Consider the following 24,142-nt stretch of genomic DNA (forward strand, 5'->3'; position numbering starts at 1 on the left):
TAAAGAGGAAATAAATGAAAGCTAAAAAGTTTTTTACCCTTAGTTTAGAGAGTATTGATGATTCCTATGAATTTGTTCAGAAGCTGCTGCTTAAGTACAATTGCTCAAAAAGCGACATCGTCCGGGCCCAGCTTTTCGTAGAAGAGACCATTGTCCACTGGCAGAAAGGGGCTCAGGAAAATGAAACCTTTGAAATATCCCTGAGTAAGCGCTTTAAAACGATCACGCTGTCGTTAAACTACTGGGGGAACCAATCCAATCCGCTGACGCTGCCTGAAGAAGTGGATGATCCGGAGTTCAATCTCATTGGTCAGAATATTTTAATCGGCTTATCCGCGGTTACCTACTCCTACGACAATGGCTGCAACAATTTATCATACACATTAAAAGCAAAATCAGCCAACCCGGTGCTGAAAACAGTCATCGCGCTGGTTGCCGGGATTTTTTGCGGTTTGGCATGTCAATATTTTGCCCCAACCATCGGACTATGGCTTGCAGGCACGATCCTAAAACCCCTAATCGGAGCTTTCTTTGGATTCATAAACGCCATGGTGGTTCCGGTGCTGTTTCTTTCCACCATCGGCAGCATTTTCAACATGGATAATATGGCGCAGATGAAGCGCATCTTTCGGAGCTTGCTGAGCTGGTCGCTGGGAATCATGCTGGTGTCCTCGGCAATTTCCCTTTTAGCGGCCTGGCTATTCTTCGTCAGTGAGGGTTTTGCCGCATCAGGGGGCGGGTCTGGTGACTTATGGAACCAAATTGGAACAATGGTGTTTGGCATCATCCCGACCAATATCCTCCAGCCCTTTTTAGATGGCAATACCCTGCAGATTATGTTCCTCGCCATTGTCAGCGGGGTGGTGATGCTCACCCTTAAAGGGCGATTTCCTTTTATAACCAAAATGATTACCGAAGGTAATTTGATTTTTACAACCATCTTGGATGCCGTTTGTGACATGATGCCCGTGATTATCTTTATCAACATCTTAAATATGATGATCGCCGGTAACGGTGGTGCTCTTTTGGGATCAATCGGTTTGATTGCCATGATGTTAGTGCCACTTCTTGCCCTGGTGGTGATTATGCTGCTCAGTGTGGCAGTGATTGAAAAAATGAACCCCCTTACCTATTTTAAATCAGCCGGTTCATTTTTACTGATTGCCTTTTCCACCGGTAGCTCAAGTGCCACCTTTGCCAACCATACCTTGACGGCTTCGGTCAAACAGAAGGTCAGAGATTACGTGGTTAGTTTTTCAATTCCCGTCGGTGCACTCTTTAACAAACAGTCTGCAATCCCCATATGGGTATTAATATCCCTGTTTGTCGCCAACATTTATGGAATCTCGTTTACCATGGCGGAAATCGTTCCCGTGGTCATTCTCAGTATGATTCTCTCTGTTGCGGTACCACCGTCTCCAGGGATTGGTCCGTTTCTGTTCACCATTATTTTCAACCTCCTGCATATTCCACTGGACGGGTTGGCACTGGCCGTAACCATTGCCATATTTATGAATTACCCGGCCACTGCAGGCAATGTGATGGTTACCAATATCGGTATGCTGCACACTGAACACATGCTTTGTGCAAAGGAAATCCAGGTTGATCATACAGCGCCTGTACCCTTATGATAAAAAGCCCACCCATAGCATTTTACTGCTGTGGGTGGGTTTGGTGGTGTCAAGTACATAATAATGCCAATAAAATACCGTATCTTTTCTTCATACGATCTGATAAAATAAATTAAGAATCGACACAACGCTGAAGGATTGCCGTGAAAACGCTTCAAACTGTGTACTAAGCATAAAACGGTTCATTGAAAGGAGTCCCATAATGAGGGCATTTCTAACTGACGTTTTCCATCATGGCAAAGTGAAGTTCAAACTGGTGCAATTTAATTTTATAACACTCCTCATTTTCGAAGCATTATACACCCTGATCGGATCACTGGTTATTTATCCTGGAAGCCTTTTTCTCTTTAATAAAGCAATGTCCTTATTGGGGTTTCCTTTTCTAAGCGATACCAATATTGGTCTGGTATTGACCAATCCCCTCGGGCTGTTAGCCCTTCTGCTTTTTATCCTGGTGCTTGGGTTTTACGGACTTTTCGAATTAACCACCCTCATTGTCCTGTTTAATGAAAGCCACTTCCAGCGACCGGTTCGCCTTATACCGCTCTGTAAAAAGGGTGTTGAACGGGCGCTTCGGATTGTCAAACCACGTAATTTTCCGTTGATTATTTTTGTGCTGATCATTATCCCCTTTACCGAATTTTCACTGGCCTCCAGTTTTGTGAACGAGGTTAAAATCCCGGAATTTATCATGGCCAATATTTTTGCCAGCCCGCTATGGACCCTGAGCTACTTTATCCTGCTCATTGGCCTATTTCTGCTGGTCATGTGGGGGATTTTTTCGATCCATTATTTCACCCTGGAAGATCAATCCTTTATTCAGGCCATCAAAAAAAGCCGGACGCTGATCAAAGGTCATTTTTGGCACACGACCTTCTGGGTTGCTTTCTGGAATGCTGCGATTCTGTTACTGCTGGCGATGCTTTTTGGCATCCTTGAGGTGGTGGCTTTTTTTGTCCTGGGGCAGATCCTTTATGATACCCTGGCCGTCTCTATTTTTATTGGCTTCTTTGGCTTCTTTGTTTCGGCCATCTTTACCACCTTCCAACTGATCGAGACCGCAATCACCTTTGCTCTGGTATCGATGTTTTACTACGATTATTCCCAGAGGGCCCAATGCGATGTTTCGTCAACCGCTTTGATCGAGACGAAAAAAAATCTCAATAAAACCGACAAACCTCGAAAAAAGCTGTTCATCGGCTTGAGCATGTTGATCATTTTTCTGATTATCGCCGTTGATACTTATTTTATTTACACGAACTTTGATGATACCTTTAATTCGCATTTTGTGGAAGGACCAAAAATCACCGCTCAAAGCAGCCCTTCGGCATCAGCTTCGAAAAATAGCCTATCCGCCCTGCAAAAGGCCATTGATGACGGCGCCGATTATGTCCAGATTAATGTTGTCCAGTCGCAAGATGGGGTGATTGTTGTTGCTGAACCGACGATAAAGGGGCCCTCCGGTGAGTTGATCAATATCTGGGAAACGGATGTTGCTGCGCTTAAAAATGCGGACGTGCTCACACTCTCCGATGTCATCCTTTTTTGCAAAGACAAAATTAATTTAAATATCCAGCTCAACCCCACCGGACATGAAACCAGTCTGGTGGAATCCACCATTGCGGTCATCAATCAGACCAACTATCGGGACGGGTGCATCCTGGCATCGCAGAATTATCCCGTCCTGGAACAGGCAGCCGGGGTCGATCCACAAATCAGACGCACCTACGTAACGAGTATGGCGATGGGTGATATTCAGACCCTTCCGGTTAACGCCTTGAGTGTTGAAGCATCATTTATCGGTCCGAAAATAGTGACCGCCATCCATGGTGAAAATAAGGAGATTTTCGCCTGGACGGTGAATTCGGAAGAATCGGTCACCGAGATGATCCATCTGGGCGTCGACAATATTATTACTCAGGATGTCAGTGCGGTAAAAGATGTCATTCATCAAAATACAGAACCCCGCGATTTGATTCAACAACTCAATGATTTTTTGTTTAAAGATATTGAATGATACCCATTTAATTATGTTCATACTCTATAAGACTGAGCTTCCCAACGTGCTTCAGTTCATTGTTCAAGGCTGCAGAGCAAAACTTTCTTCCTGACCATTCCACCTGACGGTCAGGGTAACATCCTGAGGAGGATTAGACCCCCCGCCATTACCGCCACTGCTTCCTAAATTCGCAATCCCTGCGTCATTCAGTCTTACTCCCGTACCGCCAAAACCTTGATTAAATTCAAATGAGATGTCGTCGCCAACATTTTCCAGATCATCACCAATATAGGCTAGCTGATAAGTATTCCAATTATCGCTGTCCATATGCAATAGTCCATCCTCATACGTGATCGGGTTATTATAGTATTTTAACTGATAGGTTCCGCGCCAGTGTTCGCTCTCGCCATGATAAACAACTGTTTTGCCATCATTTAAATACCGAAAAACCGTATCCGAAATGGCGTTCTCCAGCTTAGCAAATTCGCTGGCCTCATTGGCATCCAGAATGTCGCCATTGCCAAACGGTGCTTCTAAAAAAAAGGACGCATTTTTCGAATCAAAGGTCGAGATCGATCCATCGAATTCAATTTTTTCAGATCCACCAAATGGCCAAAGGTGAATTTTACTCTTTGTTTTATCCAGATTGTCAAAAATATAAAGATATAAGGTCCCATCATAGTCTTTGAACCGGTAGATTGCCGGTTCAATACCGCCTATGGCATAATCAGCAGGGTTTTTGCCGCTGTCTTTGGCCATCGCCAGATCATGGGCGGCAAAGGTATCGACAATCTCATTTTCCGTTAACCATACCCCATTGTCCGCAGGATTCGTGAGCAGTCCGACCATCATAACAGCGACCATAACCACCGCTGCGGCAACGCCATAGAACTTTGGCTTCGTTAAATTGAGGATGTTTCGGACTCTTCCCTTTGCGTCGCCTTCGCCCAAAACTAATGGAGCCATGGGGCGATTTCATTTGTCCGTTGCCAGCTTTAATAAGGACTGCGCATAATCTTTTTTTAGGTCATCGCCCAACTGCTTGATCACTGCTTCATCGCAGGCCATTTCCATATCTTTGCCACTGAAATAAAAAGCAGCCCAAACCAGAGGATTAAACCAGTGGATACAGAGAACCAAATAGCTGACAAAACGGATCACATGATCAAATCTGCGGATATGGGTCTGTTCATGCACTACGATGTGTTCTTTCTCAGTTTCATCCAGATTTACCGGCAAATAGATTTTAGGTTTGATGAGCCCCAGGATAAGGGGTGTCATGACTTGGCTGGAAATGAAGAGCTTGCCATTTTTAATGGTTGCCCCTTTGAGGTGTTGCTTCATTCTGACATAGGATACAGCACCGTAAATCAGCAGGGCTGCCATGCCGATGATCCAAATAATGAAGCCGATAAAAATCAGAGTCTGTAAAAGATTAATCCCGGGAATGACTTCCGGTAGCGGCAACGCGTTGTTGATGGGCACATCAACAAAAGCAATGCCGGTGATAACCTGTGGCGTTTCGGTGGTTAAAAAATTGGCCGGGATCGGATTGGGATTGAACGGCAGAAGACTGATCACACTATCAAAGGAAAAGGGAATTATCAGTCTTAATAATACCACTGACCATAACAGGTAAGTGTATTGCTTCGGCGCTTTCTTTAATAGTAATCTGGCCGCGAGAACGGCCAGAATTACGATGCTCCCGATAAAGCTCATGTTTAGGACTTCAATGAATATCTTTTCAAACATTTTTACCTCCCAGTATTTGGCAATCAGTTGCTGTGTCTATGTTAAGTTGAGGCTAGTACCGTCAGTGTTTTTGGAAACGTTTTCTTTATCGTAGCGATCCAGATTGATTTTGTAGCAGTTCAGCTGCTTAGGGGATCTTTCAGATAGAACCAGACACTTTTGAGCCAGTCACTATCAGTACGTAACTGGTATTATCGATTGGCTTCATAAAAATCTTTCAATTCTTTTTTCAGACTGTCATCTAAATAATGCCAGCGAATGCCCTGGATGGCACCTTCCAACCCGCACAGCCGATTATAACAGGCCGATGCATCAATGGCGCGGATCCTGAGCCAGGCTTCCCTGCTTCCCGTCGCAGCCAGTTCCGCGGGGGTATTGATCCCAACGGCCCGAAGCTGCCTATCCATTTCTTTGCCAATGTTTGGCAGGCTTGTCAGCTCAGTCTTGTCAATCAGATTATTTTCATTCTCCTTTAAAATTATAACGCACTGTCCTCGAGTATGCATATAGTATTCGATATACCGTTGCCTCTTTTTCTTTTAATACCACACTTTTTATTATACGCCAATATTTCAAGATTTCAAAACATTTAATGTGGAAAATATCGCCTTTTTATTTACAATTAAATAATATTATAGACATCATGACAAAAATTGCAATTATTTTTGCTGAAATCGCAAATAACTACCAACTTTATAACGCAGCTCCCTGAAAATGTAATAATTATAAACTGTGCGCCTGAATTATTTACACATATAAAAAAACGCCATTCATTTTCTGAATAACGCTTCCTTGAAATTGCTTGGCTCTGATGTTTCCTAGAATGTAGGGACAGTTTTTTCGGGTTTTAAAAGTAGCTATCTGCACAAAAGAACCATCACCTTGATCGTGAAATATGTTCAGTTAATAATTTCGCCCTTGTTTTTCGCTAAATTATCACGCCATTTGCGTCGCTCTGTAGTTGTCAGTTTCGTCCACTCTGTTTCTTCACCAATAATTCTTAAAGGTTCTTGTGAGCGATATGAACGTGTTAAGTTACCAGGGAATTTTTTGTCAGTAACATTTGGATCGTTTTCAAATACACCGGTTGGTTCTACTATATAAACGCGTTCTCTGCCTTCTCCTTTTGCTAATGCTGCTGCAAGTCCAGCGCTATTGACATTAGCAGTGAAATAAATGTGGTTCATTTTAAGCCCCGGTTTGTAATTTGAATTTCCACCCGCTGTCAGTAAATCACCAACCTGCGAATCTGCCTTTGTCCCATGATAAAATGGCCCTTCATCAGAAGGCGCACCATTATATGAATTTGACAATTCATAATTTATTTTTGCATTATCAGAATCACACAACTCCTCATAACATTTGGCAATGTTTAAATATAACGTTGAGTATGCACTCTTAACATTATCATCATTTATATTTAGGGCACACTGTAATGATGTTACCATCCATTTCAATTTAACTGTAATAATCTTTTGTTGACGAGCTAAATGATAAGCTGCAATAAATCTTTCATAGTCGTCTGTTGCTTCGTGCCATGCTTTATGAAACATCGTGATTGCATTTTCATTGTCTCCACTATCTTCCAATCTCATTCCACTCATACAGAGTTTAATAACGACGTTATTTGGATCAAATTTTATATCCATTTAATCTTACCTCCAAATTAATTGATTGTTATTATGAGTAAACCCAGAAATTCAACTTCGCAAACTTTACCGTTAGGAATTGGTCACTTATTATCCATTTATTTTTTATAATTGCCACGCTATTTGACTTGTTCCAGTTGTGTTTTTCTGGGATAAAATCCAAACCGCTGATAAAAGCCGAAAGCCTTTTCGTTGCCGACAGCCACCGATACGGTTTTTGTGTGCGCCCCCATTTCATCCATCCAGTTAATGGCATTGCTTAAGAGCAGTTCGCCGATTCCCAAGCCACGGTAGTTTTCCGCTACGTAAAGAGATTCCATCTCAGCATCCCCAGAAAACTCGATTCGAGAAATACAGTACCCCACATTTTTCATATTTTCCTGATCAACCGCCACTTCAATTCGCAATCGCCCATTTTTGGCCTTCAAGAGCAGATTTCTTTTTCGCGATTCAAAAGAAAAATTTTCATAGTGGGATTTAAAATTTTCAGAAATATGGCCATGATGTTGATTCAAGGCTTCCCACAGCTCCCGAATGTCATCCAGCATGGCTTCATCGCCGTTACGGTAAATAATGGTTGCCATATGATTGACTCCTTTAAATTTTAAGATTTGATTATACTGTCGCAATAGTCTCATGGGAAAAAGGATATTGTTTCATAATGTTATTTGCAGCGATGCGCTCTTTTGAAAAATATTCAATGTTATATTTAATGATTGGGATCTTCATCAGTTCAAGCCACCCATTATAAACCCCATCGATAAAGGCCTGGCGCCACTCTGGCATGCGTTCAATCAGGACACAGCCATGAAGCTGCTCTTTTTCAATCACAATTGAGAATTCACCATTTTCGATATGGGGTTCAAAGGGATAGGTCCGGCATTGAATGGGACGATGGTCTCTGAGGCAACCTTCTGCCAGATGGCAATAGATATAATAATATTTCTTGATTTTAGGGGGCATATTATACTGTAGATGACTGTGCAGATCGTAATCGGCAACGACCTCAGATTGCATATATTCATATTCGAGGGGTAATAAATACATGCCCAATCGCTTACCGTCGGCGTCGTTACGGCGGCAACAATGATAGCCGCATAATTCACCACAATTACCCGCGATGATCGCTTCATCCATCAAATGATAGGCTTTTTCAAAAATTGCCTGATAGTCCGTTCGCATTGATTTTGTATTTTTATTTGTCACCGCTGCTTCCACCTTCTTAATCCATAAAAATTTTCTGCCATTTTCGACTCAGATCAGCGCATTAATTTCTTTCACTAATTATATGGGTATTTCTTTCCAGTTGCAATAAACATGGGTATTTCTTTTGATTTTTTACCCATGTTTTTTTAATATGGGTAATCTGTTTCTGTATTCATGATGATCGTTACGTCAAAAATACTGTTGCTCTCTCTAAGAAAACGTCTGTGATATCTCATACCAGTTGGGACAGAAAATATGTTGGCACGCGATCTCGCTTTTCCTTTGAAAATCGACGAAGCTGTAGCACTGATTGCTGGTACACATGTAGTAAAAAGTATGACAAACGAAACGTCCCCTCATCATAAGAACATCCAGTGATGATTATTTATTCAAAATTGGCGCAATCGAACTCATCCTTAGTGATGGAATAGGACTTCACATCCCGGATCTCACCGTTATAAATTTTTTCTGCCTGTCGGATTGTTCCTTCATAAAAGAAACCGCATTTTTCAATAACCCGCTGGGACGCTTCATTGGATGGATAATGAACCACCGAAATCAGATCCAGGCCAAGTGTATTAAAACCATAGTCCAAGACTGCTCTGGCTGCTTCCGTCATGATTCCCTGACCCCAGTAATCTTCTCCCAAGGCGTAACCCAACATTCGGACCTGATCATTTTCACGATGCGGATCTTCAATCAATCCGATTGACCCAATGACATGATTGTCCATCTCAATTCCCCAGATGTTTTCTGCTCCAATAAAAAGCATGGACATGATCTCTTCAGTTTCATCAATAGTTTCATGAGGTTTCCATCCTGCCCGTGGCCCCACATTCTGACTCTTTGAATAAGTATATACATCTTTTGTATCCGCTATTGTCAAAGGTCTTAAATTTAATTGTGTTGTTTTTATATTTTTCAATTTTACTCTCCAGATCTCTATATTCCCATTATCCGCTTCAGGGCATAATTGTCTTCCTGCACGGCCAGCGAAGCCCGTTGGTCTCCCACCATTTCATCCCGGCTACTTTCAAGGCATCCATCACTTTGACACGACACAGTTCCGGCCCTTTTGTTTTGCTTCGTAAAGGGCTTTATCAGCCCGGTCAATAAAAGCTTCCGCCGACTCTCCCTTTTTATAGGTGGCCACTCCAAAACTGGCAGTCTGTCTGAGACCTTGGGTAAACAGCGTCCGTTCGACAACAGCCCGTAACCGTTCCGCTGCATTTTTTGCCCCTTCCTCATCAATTAGCGGCATAATAACTAGAAATTCCTCACCACCCCAACGACTCAACACATCAACTTCTCTGATTTCCTGCGTTAGTATTTCCACCAGCTGAATCAGAACCGCATCGCCAATATTGTGGCCATAGGTATCGTTGGCCTTTTTAAAGAAATCGACGTCGATCATAATAATGGCACATTCCAGATCATAACGATTACACCGAACCATTTCATTCTGCAAAAATTCATGACCTTTCAAGCGATTGTAGACCTGGGTGAGGTAATCCCGCTCAGCCAACCGTGTGGCCTCCTGGTTGGCCACTTCCAATTCTTCTGTGACCACCTTAATAAAATTAACGAGTTGGGAAATAATTCGATTGTTCTGGCGGTTAAAGGGATCGACCATGGTTGGTTCATCGATCGACTTTTCAAGCCCATTTTCAGACGCTTTGCGGACTCCTCCGGCGGTGACTTTCCCGATAAAATTTACCAGTCGGGAAATCATCCGATTGTCTCGCCAAATCAATGGTTTCCCTGTTATTGGTTCAACTAGCCCTTTTTCAAGAACCTCTTCATGCGCTTTGCCCGCCCCTTCTTTCATACTCACCGCCACCATGGTGGCATTAAGCAACATCACCGTTTCTTCATGGGAGTAAATCTCGCCATTGGTATAAAAACCGGCGGTCGGGGCAATGGTTTGAAAGTCTTTGGTTTCCAGCTCCACCTCATTCTGAAGCAGAAATCGACGGCAGGTACAGGAGTAGATAAAAATCCCTTCCGGATTAAAGGCTTGAACCCGGTCCTGAATAGCCCTGGCATTTTTAATGATCCTTGCTGGATTCCCATAGCCAATCCGAGCCGATTCGCCCTGTTGAATATCGGCAATAAATTTTATTGCATGACGATTTTTGACTTCAATCGGCGTTTTTGCATAGACAATCCCGTTTCTTTCTACGAGCAGGGGAAATTCCAGTACATTCAAAAAGAAGTCTTCATCGTCTTGAATGTTCAGATACCGATGATACACCTCAAAAGCCGGTTGATCATCAATTGTTTTTAACCACAATCCGTTCGTTTCTGTTAGTGTCAGTTCCTTACTCAGGGGTTCCCAACCTAAATAAGTATGCACCACAATGTCAATGTCATCACCCATAAAGACCACCGCGACTACCCCGTTTGATGAGAATTGATGATTCAATGAGACTATTGGTTTCTGCTCGCCTTCGTAAACCCCGGCACCGGCGCCAAATACCGGATAGGTCCCCCTTCTGCCCGCGGAAAAACCTTTTAGAAAATTAGAAGCATCTATTGAAGAAGAGGTTGCCAGCAACAAAACCCCGCCAATCTTCTGGCATCTGCTTTCAATTTCTTCCGAAAAGCTTTTTCCCACAACGGCTTCGTCCGGGTTTTTAATATCGACAAAAAAACCCTGCACAAGGGTCTTCTTGAAAAATACAAAGGAAATGACGGAAGTGTTCGTTAATAATCGCCCCTCGCCAATTTCCCCCATGGTGCTGCTCCCGACAATCACCGCCAGCGGTGCAACAACCCGAATCGCAGATTCGATTTCTGTTAGCCATTGGGGATCACTCCGGGCTGAAAATATTTGCACGAACACGGACAAAGAATGCTTTGTTTGGTTTTTTATTTCTTCCGTTTGAAGCCATTTCTTAAGTGTTTCAATCTGATTGATAGAAAGGACTTTGCTAATCATTTTAACCATCCTCTTTTCTTGTTGTCGTTAATGGATGTTTTATCTTCTTTACGCAGCTCTGGTCTTCTAAGTTGTTCTTTTTTTGTCAGCATGTCTTCTGTCTGAAATACCCTTATTATACCATTAATTGCGCAAAGGGAGACGGTTTTATTGACACCGACATGTCTTGCTATACCCGCTTGATGATTCACTGTTTTCGAGTTCCTTTATTTGAACTATTGCAGATTTTGCAACAGTTGACTCTTAATCCAGTTCGCCTTCTTTAAATATATTATTGATATGTCTGGAAATAACCGATTTATCCCGCTGGAATAACTCACATAGATGAGTCTGGCTTTACCAGATGATATTTGACGTACTGCTGCCTCTTTTTCTTTTAAAATCATCACACTTTTTATTATACGCCAATATTTCAAGATTTCAAAAAATTTAATGTAGAAAATATCGCCTATTTATTTACAATTAAATAATATTTTTGACATCATGACAAGAATTCTAAACCGGAAAATGAGGATAGCTGTACAATGTGCGGAAAATTATGTGCGGTACGGACAATGAACCGGGTGCTGAATGGTGAAAAGGTAGAATTAAAGAAAAACGATTATAATAAAAGTAAAGATTGTAATAAATCAAAAATTTAAGGAGAATAATGATGAAATTTTCTTGGGTAACAGTAATGGTTAATAACATGGATGAATCGTTAGCGTTTTACACTGAAATCGTGGGACTTAAATTTAACAGAAGACTTAATGCCGAAGCAGGGGTCGAACTTGCATTTTTAGGAGAAGGTGAAACAAAGGTAGAATTGATTTGTAACCAGGCCATTGAAAAAGTCAGCATTGGCGAAGATATTTCCCTGGGTTTTCAAGTTAACAATTTAGACGAAACCATGAAAATGTTTAAAGAAAAGGGAATTGCTCTTCACAGCGGTCCTTTTCAGCCTAATCCGCATTTAAAGTTTTTTTATATCGCCGATCCCAATGGATTGAAAATTCAGTTTATAGAAGTATTGCTGAAACAATAATTGAAAAATATTATATTTCGTCAGGGTTAAATGTTATGCGTTCTTTCAGCGGGGTATTCATGATTTTTTTCTTGGATGAAATCCACAAAATTACGCCAACGGTACAGGCGACTATTTCAGCGGCTGTCATAGACCACATTACCCCGTTTAATTGAAATAGATTGTTTCCAATAATAATAATCGGGATTAGGGCAACCCCTCTAACGGCGGACATAATATTAGACTGAACGCCTTTTCCAAATGCCTGATACATACTGGTAAAAAAACCTGATATGCCTGCAAACAAGGTAAAGATCAATAAAGCTGCAAGAATTGTAGCGCCAACAGTTATAACATCTTTATCAGTGCTGAATATTTCAAGAACCTGAGTGCGAAATACAAATAAGACAGCTGCAATGGCCAAAATAATACTGATTAGATATAGTACCGTTGTTTTCAAAACTTCGTTCAATCGTTCCGTATTGTTGGAAGCGTAAGAAAACGCAATCAGCGGAATAACTCCCATATATATACCCATACCAATAAAATCTGATATTTGACATACACGGTTTGCCACTCCAAAAGCCGCAACAACATAGTCGCCATATAGGACTGCATAATTGTTAAACATCAGGCTTGACACAATTAAAAAGCTAGACAGCAGGAAAGCGGACATACCAATCTTAAAAATGCTAAAAATTATTTCTTTAGTAGGTTTAAAATCTATAACGCTAACACTCTGAACAGGGCTTTTATTTTTGAGATAGTAAATATAATATGCAACGGCACAGGCATTGCCGATAACAGTTGCTACGGCGGCCCCCATCACATCCATATGAAAAAGGAATATAAATATCGGATCAAGAATTATGTTGACAATTACACTGATAATCATTCCGATCATGGATTCTGTTGATGCGCCTTCACTCCTGACCGTTTGCGCCAATGTAAAATTGGCGATTACAAATGGACTTCCGATTGCGAAAGCAAGGATATAGTCTTTTGTGTGGAACAACGTTTCTCCCGTAGCTCCTAACACTTTCAGTACAGGAGATAAGACTGGGAGACAAATTAACATAAATGCTATTCCTGAAAGTAGAGAAAGATAAAAATTTACTGACGAAGCTTTTTTAACACCCTCAATGTTTCCCTCGCCTAACAATCTGGAAATATATGTGCCCCCTCCCGTTCCAAAAATTTCTCCAATCGCCATGAGAATGGTTGTAAATGGCAACGCAAGGGTAACGGATGCTAGCATGGATGTACTCCCCAGCCTTCCAATAAAGTAAGCGTCTGTAATGTTATAAATTATATTAACAACCATGCCTAAAATCATGGGTATTGCCATATGGGCGATTGCTTTCGGCACAGGTGCCTTTTCAAGATAATATATTGAGTCTTTTTTTGTGTTTTCCATTATAAATCTCCTCTTTTAATTATAGGTTCAATTATACCTATTTTCCGATTTTTGTTTCAATATTTAGATAATGTGTCGGTATAACATAGGTAGAATTCTACTTATATTATCAAAAAATAAGTACTGTTTTATATGTGTGATTCTATTCCTAAATTATCATAAGTTCGTTTTAGAAATATTAGGTAGGTAACTTTCTCCTCCTCTGAAAATCCGACCAGTAGTTCATCCGTTATTGCATTGAGAATACTGGACATTTCATTAAGAAGCACCTTCGCCTTTTCGGTAAGCTCGATCAGTATAGTCCTACCATCCTCATTACCCGAACGGCGTATAATAAATCCATTCTTTTCAAGACTGTTAAGCAAGCTTGTTACAGATGGACCGGAAATCTGCATGGCTCTACTCAAGTATCTGCGGCTAATTTCCTGCCCAGATCTTTGTGCTCCATCAATGTGTCCCAAAAGACGTACTTGTGGCTCAGTAATATCATATGCTGCTAGCTTTTGATCGTTTTTATAACGTAACACATGAGCTATATTTTTAATGTAAAAGTCATGGGGAATCATATCATCACGCTTCATTGCATTCACTCCTTTCATAATAAGTTGACTCCTGTCTTTATTATATAGGTAGAACTCTACCTTGTCAATGTTAAATTTTAAATATTTTTCTTCAATTTAAAATTAGCAAAAATATTGATGGATCCATATAGAACCCTTTTTCACCGTTAATATAATTAATGGCGACATTTTTTTGTTCTTCATCAATAAAACCTGAATGATTCATTTTAGCAGGAATAAATATATTATTTTTAACATATTGGTGAAAATTCATTCCCGAAACCATTTCAATGATCAAGCCAAGAATAAGATAATTAGTGATATTGTACGCCCATTTTTCACCAACAGGGAATTTCAATTGATAACCTTTTACAATTTGCAGTATTTCTTGGGGGGTGTGATGTTCGCCCCATTTTATTTGTTTTCTTAGCATAAAGTAGTTCGGTGTCCCAGAAGTATGCGTTAGCAGATGATGAATTGTAATGCCGTGACCCTGGTAGACGTCGGGAAGATAATCGTCAATATGCTGTTGTGTTGAAAGTATCCCCTTTTCTGATAACTGCATAATACATAAGGCCGTTATTGCCTTTGTCATCGAGCCAATCATGAATTTTGTTTGAGGTGTATTTTTTATTCCTTTTTCCTTATTTGAATATCCATATGATTCATTAAATATAATTTCATTATTTTTTGATAACAAGACATTGCCACTAAATTTTTTTTGTTTTTTAAAGTATTCATTTAAATTAATATTCATCATTGACATCCTCTAATAACTTGCCCATATTTCATATAACCCCGATTAACCGGTTCGCTTTATTTTACTATTATGACGGTATTTAATTTACAACAGAATCGTGTCATTATTTAAATATTTATCATCGCCTCATTCTTTGATGTAAGCTTGTTAGGATCGTTTCGTTTGTCACAGGTTGCGAAAGGCCTTCTGGCAATGACGATCAAAACGACCCGATGTTAATCTTATTACTTCTTCTCTTTAAATCAGTTGTCCTTAACCGCAATGATCTCATTGATGAAGTCGATCATGCCGTCTTCGACCTCGTCGCGAATATCCCGATAATTGTGGATTTCATGACGATACCCGGAATAAAGCTTGGTTTTGACCTGATTTCCGGTTTCCGCCAGCCAGCTTGAAACCGCATAGACACCTTCTCCGTAAAGGCCCACTGGATCCTGATCGCCGGCAATATTATAAACCGGAATCACCGCTGGAACTTTCTCGGCCCACTGGGTACCGATAATGCTATCAATCATCATGATAAAATCGTAGGTTGAACGAATATTCGGCGGGCTGGTGAAATTGTTGAAGGGATCATTGGCATGATCAGCGACGATATCCGGATCGCCAGATATCCAATCATTGGGAGTCAGGGGATTAGTGATGCGGTTCGTCATCCATTCAAAAAGCACCCCTAGATAACTGGGATCGATTTCTTCACCTTTGCCCTCGTCGATACACTTTTGCAGTGCCGCAGTCAGCTCCCCAGTCTTTGGAAAAACCGACGAGGTTCCGCAGATCAGCAACCCGTCCATGCCCTCACCATAGGCGGCGGCATAGGATCGGGCAATCATCGAGCCCATGCTGTGACCGTACATAAAATAAGGCAACTCCGGATATTCGGCCTGAACCAATTGGCGCAGGCTGTGTTCATCTTCGGCCATCGTCATGTAACCTTTATCTCCCCAGTCACTCCAATTTCCCGATTCAGCGGCGGTTTTGCCATGTCCGACATGATCATCGGCCGCAACCACAAACCCGGCCTCGTTGAGCTTCAGAATCATATGGAGATAACGTCGCGAATGTTCACCAAAACCGTGGACAATCTGGACAATTCCCCGGGGTTTGCGAATCGGCTTGTATATCCAAGCCTGGATTGTATCCTGTTCGTTAAATGATCTGAAACTTCTTTCTTCAAATGCCATCATAATCCTCCTGTAAATTTATTATCAGGTTGTTAACCAACCGGACGATCTTAAATTAAGTGTAGCCTGGCAGCGAGGCTACTTTTTGCAATTTCCCGCAGCGCTTAGTAAGTTAAGTGTGCCTGGCACCGAAAGTGGTATCACTATATTGATTAGCGGGTTCCCCAGTTCTGGAGTTCCACAATATTGCCTTCAGGATCCGTGGCATAAACGAAGGTTGCCACCACGTTGCCTGGATAATCGGCCACAATCCGTTCTCCAATCTGGCCACCGCCGGCAGCCAGTAATGCGTTGAGTACAGCATCTACATCATCCACTTCAAAGGCAATATGCCCGAAGCCAGTCCGATTAATCTGAGGTATTCCCCCGTCGACCCAATCGTCATAGGAAAAAATCTCCAGTGTGGGCAGCTTGTCTTCATAGCCCGGTAATCGGAGATGTTCCCCACGCACATGTGCCCCCTTAAGACCAGTCAGCCGATTAATCCAGTCTCCCTGCATATCCCTCTCCGGAGGAACCGGTACACATCCAAAAACCTCCTGATAGAATTGGGAGAGCCTTTTCCAATCTTTGGCGATGATGTTGGTGTGAGTAAATTTGCACTTCATGGTTTTTCCTTCTTTCTTGTAAATTGATAACTTTCTCCCTTGGTTATCTCAATAAGTAAGTTGAATAATAAGAGGCAGACACCGGTCACTCTATAATCTGCACAACAAATTGTCAGATTATTCTTTTGTTATGAAATGTTCTGTATAATCATTTATATCATATATTTTTTCTTTTAGAAATGAAGGGTATATTGTCAATGGCTTGAGCTCATCCAAAGGAACCCATCCCAATACAACATTACAATTATCTTTTTGGGAAGCAAACTCGCCATTATCCGGAATATCCGTTTTGTCCCGTAAGCTTATCAAATAATAAAATGCAATTGTATTTGTCAGCCTTTTGTCCCATTCCCAAAAACATTCTTCCACCCAGATCAGTCTTTCGCAGATAATATCCGCCCCGGTCTCTTCTCGATATTCTCTAATCACTGCTTCAATCGAAGATTCACCGATTTTGACATGTCCTCCTGGTAAAGCATATTCCAAACCATCCTTGTCACGTTGCACCAGAATTTTATTGTTTCTTATTAATACACCAACACTTCTAAAGTTACAGATGTAATTTTCGTTCCTAAATAACCAGTCCGCTTGCATCGTTTTTACCTCCTTGCATCTTAGTTACACGTTAATGTAAATGTCCGAGTTATCTCAATAAGTTAAGTGAAATAAGTTAAGGGGCAGGCACCGGTCACACATTTTAGTCACCCACCACTTCTACCTATTTTTCAAAATGTATTCTTTTAGGGAATCAGGAAAATGTGTAATCATGTTGTATGAAAAAGGAACCGCAACCTGATATCGGGCATTCAACCTGCCTTTCATAATGATATCACTGATGGTTTTTGCAGCTTTTTTCGATTCTGCTAATTTTTGTTTCTTCATATTACTCGCATCTGATTCATAAAAACGTGCATAATATGAATTTGCATCTGATGTCAGAGCATTCGAATTGTTGTCCAACGTCTTAAAGAAATTTGTATTCATTGGTCCCGGTTCAATAACGGTAACCTGAATATTATTGCTGTGCAATTCTAATCGCAATGCATCACTTAAAGCTTCTACTGCAAATTTTGATGCACAGTAGGCTCCGTTAATCGGTTGAGTAAATTTCCCCGAAATCGATCCGATGTTTATGATTTTACCGGATTTTTGCTTGCGCATTTCCGGCACCACTGCCTGAACCATCTGAATGATCCCAAAAACATTCACATCAAACATATCTCTGGCAAGCTTTACGTCGATCTCTTCCAGTGCACCTCTCATTGAGTAGCCCGCATTATTGACAAGTATATCAATTTTGTGAAATCGTGAAACCACTTCATTTATTGCTTCATGAATCGACTCCTCTTTCGTCACATCCAGGAACAGCTTCAACGATGCCGACAAATCCTTTAAGCTGTCAGCATTTCTAGCTGTTGCCACAACCTTATGTCCAGCATTAAATAAAACCTCACAAAGTTCCCGTCCAATACCGGTCGAACATCCCGTAATCAAAACAACACGTCCATCTTTCATTTCTTTCAACCTCCATTAATAAACTTAGGCATCATCATAAGTCATCTGAAGCTTATCCGCATTATCATTTGATAAGATTTGATTTTTTTCGTATACGGCTGAGTGACACCGGGGTGATTCCTAAATAGGATGCTAGCTGACACTGTTTGAGACGCTTTTCCAAATCCGGATATTTTGCAAGAAATTGTTTATAGCGATCGACACTATTTAATAATTTAAAACTGTTTGCGTGTTCCTCTTTTGCAACAAGGACATTATCAATCATTTTTTTGTAAAATAAAAGCAGCTCATAGTTACCATCTACGATTCTCTCAAAATCTTCAATTTTCATAACCAGAAGCTCACTGTCTTCCAAAGCCTGAATACAATAGGTCGATTCCTTTTGAGACAGGTAAGCCAAATAAGAAAAGAGCGTTCCACCTTCCGCATAGAAATACTTTGTGATATCATTCCCCCTCTTATCGATGTAATAAGATCGAAAAAGACCCTTCATGATAAACCCGATTTCTCTGGATTTCTCACCTTCCTGTAAAAAGAAATGATCTTTTTTTATTAACTTAAGTATAAAATTATTCTGCAATAGCGCAATGTTATCATCATCTAAAACCATTCCAGTACTTCTCAAAAGTTTCATCCACAAACTATCGGTATTTCCCATCGATGTCTCCCTATTCATTTATAGTTGCATTTTTTCTCCTGTGCCTTCGCATAATGTGACAAACGGTGAGCATCAAACGGTATTGGTCGGCTGCAATTTGTCAAAATTGAAAACCAAGTTTAAGTTAATTGTGCCTGGCTACCGAAGCCTTATTCACGTCCATTTATCTGCTCCAGCAAAGTTTTTCTGGGATAAAAGCCAAAGCGCTCATAAAAGCTGAAGGCTTTCTCGTTGCCCACTGCTACTGATACGGTTTTAGTATGCGCCCCCATTTCATCCATCCAGGCGATGGCATTACTTAACAGCTTCTCGCCGAGGCCCAGCCCCCGATAGTCGTCCTGCACATATAAGGATTCCATTTCAGCATCACCGGAAAATCCGACCCGAGAAATACGGTACCCGACATTTTGGGCAGTTTCCTGATCAACCGCAATCTCAATTCGCATTTGGCCATTTTTGGCCTTCTGGAGCAGATTTTTTTTGCGCATTTCAAAGGTATTCTTTTCATAGTGAGCTTTAAAATTCACAGCGGCGTCACGATGATGCTGGTTCAACGCTTCCCAAAGCACCTGGATGTCATCCAACAGCGATTCATTATATGTTAGTGTCAGGCACGGGCATGTAAGTTGAGCCAGGCACCGACAGCTTTAGGAGAATCATCAAACTTTCATGCTTTTACAGAAAAGAGAGTTTTTCGGAGGTTTCTCAGACACAGGTCTCACGCTCGTTGAAATAGACATAGCTCAGCGGCACGGCATAGGGATAATCGTCATCGCCAGAACTGCCTCCACCCCGTCCAGTTTTTTACCAGTTGCTCCATGTCTGTCGAAGCCATGTGAATGTAAATAATGGCACCACTGCTGGCATCATCTTCTGAAAAAATAGTAATCCGTCGTTTCCCAATTTTCATGATCCTTTTAGTCATTTTCTTCATGTCTTAGAGACAACTTGCACTCTTCCGCTAATCGGTCCAAATTGATTTGTTTTTCTAAAAAAGCTTTTTCCATAACTGCAAACTCTGCTTCGGTACAGTATTCCCAGTAATCCGGAACAAAGCGCGCCGTGTTTACAAAAGCCTGCTTTATTTTTTCACAGGGGTAATTCCCGCACTCACCGCAATTTTGAATTTTTCGATTGGCGGTGCAGGCAATAATTTCATGGCGGCACCAATTAGCAAGGGTACACCCCCAACATTTAATCTCATCATTGGACACAACACGGTCCCGAAATCCGATTTTGTACCACAGTTCTGCTGTGGCTTTTAATTCAGCGGCTGTTTTTGGCATAAAGCGGGGACATACGCTGCAATCATTTCCGCAAGCTGCGATGATTGGTTTCATGGTATACCTCTTTCATTCTAATAATGTAGTGATAAAAATTACAAAACAAACGTGTGTTTATAAATTAAGTGTGCCTGGCACCGCTATTTTTGGGAATCCGTTGTGTACCAGTTGGGGCTTTCTATCAGTCGAATCACGTCAGCGCTCAGGTTAGGTTCATCATTTTCATTGCATCCTCCAGTTTGCTTACAGTATTCGATATACCGCTGCTGCATCTTTTTCTTTTAAAACTATACTTTTTATTATACGCCAATATTTCAAGATTTCAAAACATTTAATGTGGTAAATATCGCCTTTTTGTTTACAATTAAATAATAAATTTTTTTGACATCATGACAAAAATTCTAATTTTTTCACTGAAATCACAAATAATAAATCCTAGCTTAATAACTCAGCTCCCCGAAAATGAAGATAGCTGTACAATGTGCGGAAAATTATGTGCGGTACGGACAATGAACTGGTTACTGAATGGTGAAAAGGTAGAATTAAAGGAAAACGATTATAATAAAAGTAATGATTGTAATAAATCAAAAATTTAAGGAGAATAATGATGAAATTTTCTTGGGTAACAGTAATGGTTAATAACATGGATGAATCGTTAGCGTTTTACACTGAAATCGTGGGACTTAAATTTAACAGAAGACTTAACGCCGAAGCAGGGGTCGAACTGGCATTTTTAGGAGAGGGTGAAACAAAGGTAGAATTGATTTGCAACCAGGCCATTGAAAAAGTCAGCATTGGCGAAGATATTTCCCTGGGTTTTCAAGTTAACAATTTAGACGAAACCATGAAAATGTTTAACGAAAAGGGAATTGCTCTTCACAGCGGTCCTTTTCAGCCTAATCCGCATCTAAAGTTTTTCTATATCGCCGATCCCAATGGATTGAAAATTCAGTTTATAGAAGTATTGCTGAAACAATAATTTGAGGTGACCGATAAAACGGAAATCTTTACAGGTACTGTTAGCTTGTATATATTGGTGTCAGGTACAGGTATCCTTCTAGCATTGATGCTCTATCGTGTAGGAAGTCACTCAACGTTGTTTTGATATATTACTTAAAATTTTAGTCATTTAAAACTAAATATAATTACAAAAGTCTTCATGGGTTTTCCTGTGAGGGCTTTTGTAATGGAGAAATGAGGTGAACGCTATACCTAGAAAACCCAAACGTCCTTGCAGGTACCACCAAAGACCTAACCAACCGGACGATCTTAAATTAAGTGTAGCCTGGCAGCGGGACTGCTTTCCACAATTTCCCGCTGTTTCTTTTTCGTCAGTTTCATAAACACGGTCTGATAAGCCAGTTGGATACAGTCGATCAAAACCGGTTCCGGGACATCGCCGGCAAGCAGAAGCGAATTCCAATGCTGTTTAATCATATGATAGCCGGGAATAATATCCGGATAACGGGAGCGGAGAATTTCACCATCGCCGATTGGCAGCTTGAGGGTCAACAGTGAGTCGCCGTTCTTGTTCTCACCGCGCATGGCAAACATCAACTCGCCAATAAAATATCGGACGGCATCCCATTCCGGCTGATAGTCCCGGATTGTTCCCGGCAGCTCTAAAGCTGTTTGTTCAATCAGCTGATCCCATTTTCACAAGGTTTCATTTACATCTCCTTATTTATCGTTATCTTTCCCGCAGCGCTTAGTAAGTTAAGTTGAGACCGGCACCGTTAGAAGATGGTGCACAAAACCTCAGTCCCATGTGTTAACGGGAAGAATCGTCCCCGATAAGTTAAGTCAATAAGTTAAGTGTGCCTGGCACTGGAGCTCTTAAGTGTGCCTGGCCACCGCAGCCTTATTCACGTCCATTTATCTGCTCCAGCAGGGTTTTTCTGGGATAAAACCCAAAACGTGCATAAAAGCTGAAGACTTTTTCATTGCCCCCCGCTACTGACACGGTTTTAGTATGCGCCCCCATTTCATCCATCCAGGCAATGGCATTGCTTAACAACGCCGCACCGAGGCCCAGTCCCCGATAGTCGTCCTGCACATATAAGGATTCCATTTCAGCATCACCGGAAAATTCGACCCGGGAAATACAGTACCCGACATTTTGGGCGGTTTCCTGATCAACCGCAATTTCAATTCGCATTTGCCCATTTTTGGCCTTCTGGAGCAGATTTTTTTTGCGCATTTCGAAAGTGAAGTTTTCATAGTGTGACTTAAAAATTACGGCAGCGTCACGATGATTCAGGTTTAACGCTTCCCACAGCGCCTGGATGTCATCCAGCAGCGATTCATCACCGCTGCGATAGATAATGGTTGTCTTTAGATTTTTTTCACATTTCATCGGTTTTTCTCCTTTAGAAGAATTGACGCAAAGCGCACATTAGGTCTATTTATCTCCCGGTTTTTGACGTAGCCCCGGTGACCGGGAGCTAAAAATGGGAGACTAATCTTGGGGCAATTGATAATTCGAACCTCGGGACACGGAACGATAAGTTAAGTCCATAAGTTAAGTTGTGCCTGGCACGGAGGCTTACGAAAAAAGAATACTTAGATATTTTTTGATATATCTCATTTCAGACCTCCCGGACTTTATCTTTAAATTGACATGCTCCTGAATTTTTCTATAATTGGAGCATAATAAATCTCTTCTGCCTTTTCCCGGGCTTCAACTGCATCTTGTAGCTTAGCAAATGATCCCAAATACATTCGCTTTTTCTGCAATGTGATATTGGACATCCATTTACTTGTTTTAGCATTCCAACTCACACCTTTGCACCCTGAAATATTGTTTGAGTTCAAGGTAGAACTGCTAATTTTACCAAGAGAGGTTCCATCCACAAGATCATTTGCCCGGCGACCTTGCATATCTGCCGCATTTTGCTCAAGTTTTAAACACCCACAACTTTGAATGGCACGACGACGAAGGGCTGCACCTTGAACAATCTTTTCAGTTCTACATTCACAGCGACAAAGCCACTGGGCATTTTGGTACTTATCATTTTCAGCAAATCCAATAACTGTAAGACGACCATATGTTTTTCCCAACATGTTAACTTTAATTTTGGATAAGCATCCACAATGAGTATTCTTTCTGCCCGTTAGGAGATACCCACGTAATATGATCTCATTTCCACAATCACAGCGACAAAGCCATGCTCTATGTGTATCTTTCCCTATTTTGTCCGCTAGTTCTAGGACAACAAGTTGTCCGAAGCGTTGATTTTTTAAATCTTTTCGTGGTGGCATTATTATCTCCCTCATGATACCGGTTTAGTCATGTCTTATTCCATAACTTTATCTCCCAAACGAAAGAAACAGTGTCTCTGACGTTAATATCGTCCGACTCAATGTCAGTAGCGTTGGATGGTGACTTATCCATACATTTTCTGACAGCTCATATAATGTTTGAGAGTATAGATGCAGTTCTTTCCAACTGTAATCAATACAAATCAAATCACCAAGTGTAACACCTTAGCTTTTAGAGCGAATTTTTTCCCAAATTAAAAAGATTCTATCTTACATTAAGTTAAATGTGCCTGGCACCGCCACACTACCTAGTACCCTCAAGATTAAGCTTATAAGTTAGTGTCAGGGACAGGTCTCTCTTTAATCGTTATCCATTTCTTTGCCAATGTTTGGCAGGCTTTTCAGTTCAGTATTCTCAATCAGATTATTTTCATTCATTTTCGTTCTCCTTTCAAATTGAAACTCACTAAAAATCGTAAACCGAACAGTCTTCGGAAGCAATTCCTTCCGATCAAAGAACTGGGCCATGCTCGTCGATGCAGCAACTCTCAACGCAATAAGTTAAGTCAATAAGTTAAGTGTGCCTGGCACCGTCACTGCCTTTTTTAACGTGTTTTGCAAACTACGTTAGCAATATTTTACTTTTTCTTGTATCATTTAGTTTTTGGAGGTTTCCCCGGTACCGTGTTTTGCAGGCATAGCCTACCGCAGCTAA

28 protein-coding genes and 1 pseudogene are annotated in these 24,142 nt (G+C 41.1%); 4 read left to right on the forward strand and 25 right to left on the reverse strand.

Annotated elements, in window-relative coordinates:
• Positions 1–14 precede the first annotated feature (14 nt).
• Both AKG39_RS16920 and AKG39_RS16925 read left to right on the forward strand, forming a co-directional pair.
• Positions 15–1,631: a dicarboxylate/amino acid:cation symporter gene (locus AKG39_RS16920; RefSeq protein ID WP_050741580.1), complete on the forward strand. Its 1,617-nt coding sequence runs from the start codon at positions 15–17 to the stop codon at positions 1,629–1,631.
• A 202-nt stretch (positions 1,632–1,833) separates the two neighbouring features.
• Positions 1,834–3,648 carry a glycerophosphoryl diester phosphodiesterase membrane domain-containing protein gene (locus AKG39_RS16925; protein WP_050741581.1) on the forward strand — a complete coding sequence of 605 codons (1,815 nt, stop codon included), beginning with the start codon at positions 1,834–1,836 and terminating at the stop codon, positions 3,646–3,648.
• A gap of 63 nt (positions 3,649–3,711) precedes the next feature.
• On the opposite strand, the gene AKG39_RS16930 is transcribed toward AKG39_RS16925, so the two are convergent.
• The 10 genes and pseudogenes from AKG39_RS16930 to AKG39_RS20810 form a co-directional block, all read right to left on the reverse strand.
• Positions 3,712–4,596 (reverse strand): hypothetical protein, encoded by an 885-nt coding sequence (locus tag AKG39_RS16930; protein WP_050741582.1) that lies wholly within the window; start codon positions 4,594–4,596, stop codon positions 3,712–3,714.
• Positions 4,597–4,605: 9 nt separating this feature from the next.
• Entirely contained in the window at positions 4,606–5,382 is a 777-nt protein-coding gene (locus AKG39_RS16935; RefSeq protein WP_050741583.1) for a M56 family metallopeptidase, read from the reverse strand.
• A 191-nt stretch (positions 5,383–5,573) separates the two neighbouring features.
• A complete protein-coding gene (locus AKG39_RS16940; protein WP_083439637.1) occupies positions 5,574–5,888 on the reverse strand; it encodes a TfoX/Sxy family protein in 315 nt (104 codons plus the stop codon).
• Positions 5,889–6,281: 393 nt separating this feature from the next.
• Positions 6,282–7,031 carry an NAD(+)--rifampin ADP-ribosyltransferase gene (arr, locus tag AKG39_RS16945; RefSeq protein ID WP_050741584.1) on the reverse strand — a complete coding sequence of 250 codons (750 nt, stop codon included), beginning with the start codon at positions 7,029–7,031 and terminating at the stop codon, positions 6,282–6,284.
• Between the two features lie 119 nt (positions 7,032–7,150).
• Positions 7,151–7,615 (reverse strand): GNAT family N-acetyltransferase, encoded by a 465-nt coding sequence (locus AKG39_RS16950; RefSeq protein ID WP_050741585.1) that lies wholly within the window; start codon positions 7,613–7,615, stop codon positions 7,151–7,153.
• A 31-nt stretch (positions 7,616–7,646) separates the two neighbouring features.
• Positions 7,647–8,237: a hypothetical protein gene (locus AKG39_RS16955; RefSeq protein WP_050741586.1), complete on the reverse strand. Its 591-nt coding sequence runs from the start codon at positions 8,235–8,237 to the stop codon at positions 7,647–7,649.
• A 385-nt stretch (positions 8,238–8,622) separates the two neighbouring features.
• Positions 8,623–9,162 (reverse strand): GNAT family N-acetyltransferase, encoded by a 540-nt coding sequence (locus tag AKG39_RS16960; RefSeq protein WP_050741587.1) that lies wholly within the window; start codon positions 9,160–9,162, stop codon positions 8,623–8,625.
• Between the two features lie 120 nt (positions 9,163–9,282).
• Positions 9,283–11,178, reverse strand: coding sequence for a sensor domain-containing diguanylate cyclase (locus AKG39_RS16965; RefSeq protein ID WP_050741588.1), 1,896 nt, complete (start codon positions 11,176–11,178; stop codon positions 9,283–9,285).
• Positions 11,175–11,369 (reverse strand): hypothetical protein, encoded by a 195-nt coding sequence (locus tag AKG39_RS16970; RefSeq protein WP_050741589.1) that lies wholly within the window; start codon positions 11,367–11,369, stop codon positions 11,175–11,177. Before AKG39_RS16970 ends, AKG39_RS16965 begins: the two co-directional genes overlap by 4 nt.
• Before the next feature lie 55 nt (positions 11,370–11,424).
• Positions 11,425–11,502 (reverse strand): annotated as a pseudogene (locus AKG39_RS20810) (virulence RhuM family protein); the annotation flags it as partial.
• Positions 11,503–11,830: 328 nt separating this feature from the next.
• Between AKG39_RS20810 and AKG39_RS16975 the strand changes: the two are divergent.
• The gene (locus AKG39_RS16975) at positions 11,831–12,202 is read left to right on the forward strand and encodes a VOC family protein (RefSeq protein WP_050741590.1); all 372 of its coding nucleotides are present in this window, start codon (positions 11,831–11,833) and stop codon (positions 12,200–12,202) included.
• Between the two features lie 10 nt (positions 12,203–12,212).
• Here AKG39_RS16975 and AKG39_RS16980 read toward each other — a convergent pair whose 3' ends face one another.
• From AKG39_RS16980 to AKG39_RS17025, 11 genes are all read right to left on the reverse strand, one after another.
• On the reverse strand, positions 12,213–13,598 hold the full coding sequence (locus AKG39_RS16980; RefSeq protein ID WP_050741591.1) for an MATE family efflux transporter: 1,386 nt from the start codon (positions 13,596–13,598) through the stop codon (positions 12,213–12,215).
• A gap of 128 nt (positions 13,599–13,726) precedes the next feature.
• Positions 13,727–14,179: a MarR family winged helix-turn-helix transcriptional regulator gene (locus AKG39_RS16985; RefSeq protein WP_242852654.1), complete on the reverse strand. Its 453-nt coding sequence runs from the start codon at positions 14,177–14,179 to the stop codon at positions 13,727–13,729.
• A gap of 91 nt (positions 14,180–14,270) precedes the next feature.
• Complete coding sequence (locus AKG39_RS16990) at positions 14,271–14,915, reverse strand: serine hydrolase domain-containing protein (RefSeq protein ID WP_242852655.1); 645 nt, start codon at positions 14,913–14,915, stop codon at positions 14,271–14,273.
• Between the two features lie 245 nt (positions 14,916–15,160).
• Positions 15,161–16,102 carry an alpha/beta fold hydrolase gene (locus AKG39_RS16995; protein ID WP_050741592.1) on the reverse strand — a complete coding sequence of 314 codons (942 nt, stop codon included), beginning with the start codon at positions 16,100–16,102 and terminating at the stop codon, positions 15,161–15,163.
• A 152-nt stretch (positions 16,103–16,254) separates the two neighbouring features.
• Complete coding sequence (locus AKG39_RS17000; RefSeq protein ID WP_050741593.1) at positions 16,255–16,710, reverse strand: VOC family protein; 456 nt, start codon at positions 16,708–16,710, stop codon at positions 16,255–16,257.
• 117 nt (positions 16,711–16,827) lie between these two features.
• Positions 16,828–17,304, reverse strand: a complete 477-nt coding sequence (locus tag AKG39_RS17005; RefSeq protein ID WP_050741594.1) for an NUDIX hydrolase — start codon at positions 17,302–17,304, stop codon at positions 16,828–16,830.
• Between the two features lie 120 nt (positions 17,305–17,424).
• Complete coding sequence (locus AKG39_RS17010; protein WP_050741595.1) at positions 17,425–18,225, reverse strand: SDR family oxidoreductase; 801 nt, start codon at positions 18,223–18,225, stop codon at positions 17,425–17,427.
• Between the two features lie 64 nt (positions 18,226–18,289).
• Positions 18,290–18,883 carry a Crp/Fnr family transcriptional regulator gene (locus AKG39_RS17015; RefSeq protein ID WP_050741596.1) on the reverse strand — a complete coding sequence of 198 codons (594 nt, stop codon included), beginning with the start codon at positions 18,881–18,883 and terminating at the stop codon, positions 18,290–18,292.
• A 149-nt stretch (positions 18,884–19,032) separates the two neighbouring features.
• A complete protein-coding gene (locus AKG39_RS17020) occupies positions 19,033–19,467 on the reverse strand; it encodes a GNAT family N-acetyltransferase (protein ID WP_050741597.1) in 435 nt (144 codons plus the stop codon).
• Positions 19,468–19,652: 185 nt separating this feature from the next.
• On the reverse strand, positions 19,653–19,817 hold the full coding sequence (locus AKG39_RS20145) for a hypothetical protein (RefSeq protein WP_160316214.1): 165 nt from the start codon (positions 19,815–19,817) through the stop codon (positions 19,653–19,655).
• The gene (locus AKG39_RS17025) at positions 19,801–20,223 is read right to left on the reverse strand and encodes a DUF3795 domain-containing protein (protein ID WP_050741598.1); all 423 of its coding nucleotides are present in this window, start codon (positions 20,221–20,223) and stop codon (positions 19,801–19,803) included. The genes AKG39_RS20145 and AKG39_RS17025 overlap by 17 nt, the downstream gene beginning before the upstream one ends.
• 550 nt (positions 20,224–20,773) lie before the next feature.
• Here AKG39_RS17025 and AKG39_RS17030 point away from each other — a divergent pair.
• Entirely contained in the window at positions 20,774–21,145 is a 372-nt protein-coding gene (locus AKG39_RS17030; RefSeq protein WP_050741599.1) for a VOC family protein, read from the forward strand.
• A gap of 290 nt (positions 21,146–21,435) precedes the next feature.
• Here the strand turns inward: AKG39_RS17030 and AKG39_RS17035 are convergent, their stop codons facing one another.
• The 4 genes from AKG39_RS17035 to AKG39_RS20150 all read right to left on the reverse strand — a co-directional run bounded on the left by AKG39_RS17035 (position 21,436) and on the right by AKG39_RS20150 (position 23,955).
• Entirely contained in the window at positions 21,436–21,810 is a 375-nt protein-coding gene (locus tag AKG39_RS17035; protein ID WP_050741600.1) for an MmcQ/YjbR family DNA-binding protein, read from the reverse strand.
• Positions 21,811–22,027: 217 nt separating this feature from the next.
• Entirely contained in the window at positions 22,028–22,522 is a 495-nt protein-coding gene (locus AKG39_RS17040; RefSeq protein WP_050741601.1) for a GNAT family N-acetyltransferase, read from the reverse strand.
• Between the two features lie 254 nt (positions 22,523–22,776).
• Positions 22,777–23,427, reverse strand: a complete 651-nt coding sequence (locus tag AKG39_RS17045) for an AP2 domain-containing protein (protein ID WP_050741602.1) — start codon at positions 23,425–23,427, stop codon at positions 22,777–22,779.
• A gap of 360 nt (positions 23,428–23,787) precedes the next feature.
• Positions 23,788–23,955 (reverse strand): hypothetical protein, encoded by a 168-nt coding sequence (locus AKG39_RS20150; protein ID WP_160316215.1) that lies wholly within the window; start codon positions 23,953–23,955, stop codon positions 23,788–23,790.
• Between the last annotated feature and the right edge of the window lie 187 nt (positions 23,956–24,142).

The sequence above is a fragment of the Acetobacterium bakii genome (assembly GCF_001263355.1).
Classification (GTDB): domain Bacteria; phylum Bacillota; class Clostridia; order Eubacteriales; family Eubacteriaceae; genus Acetobacterium; species Acetobacterium bakii.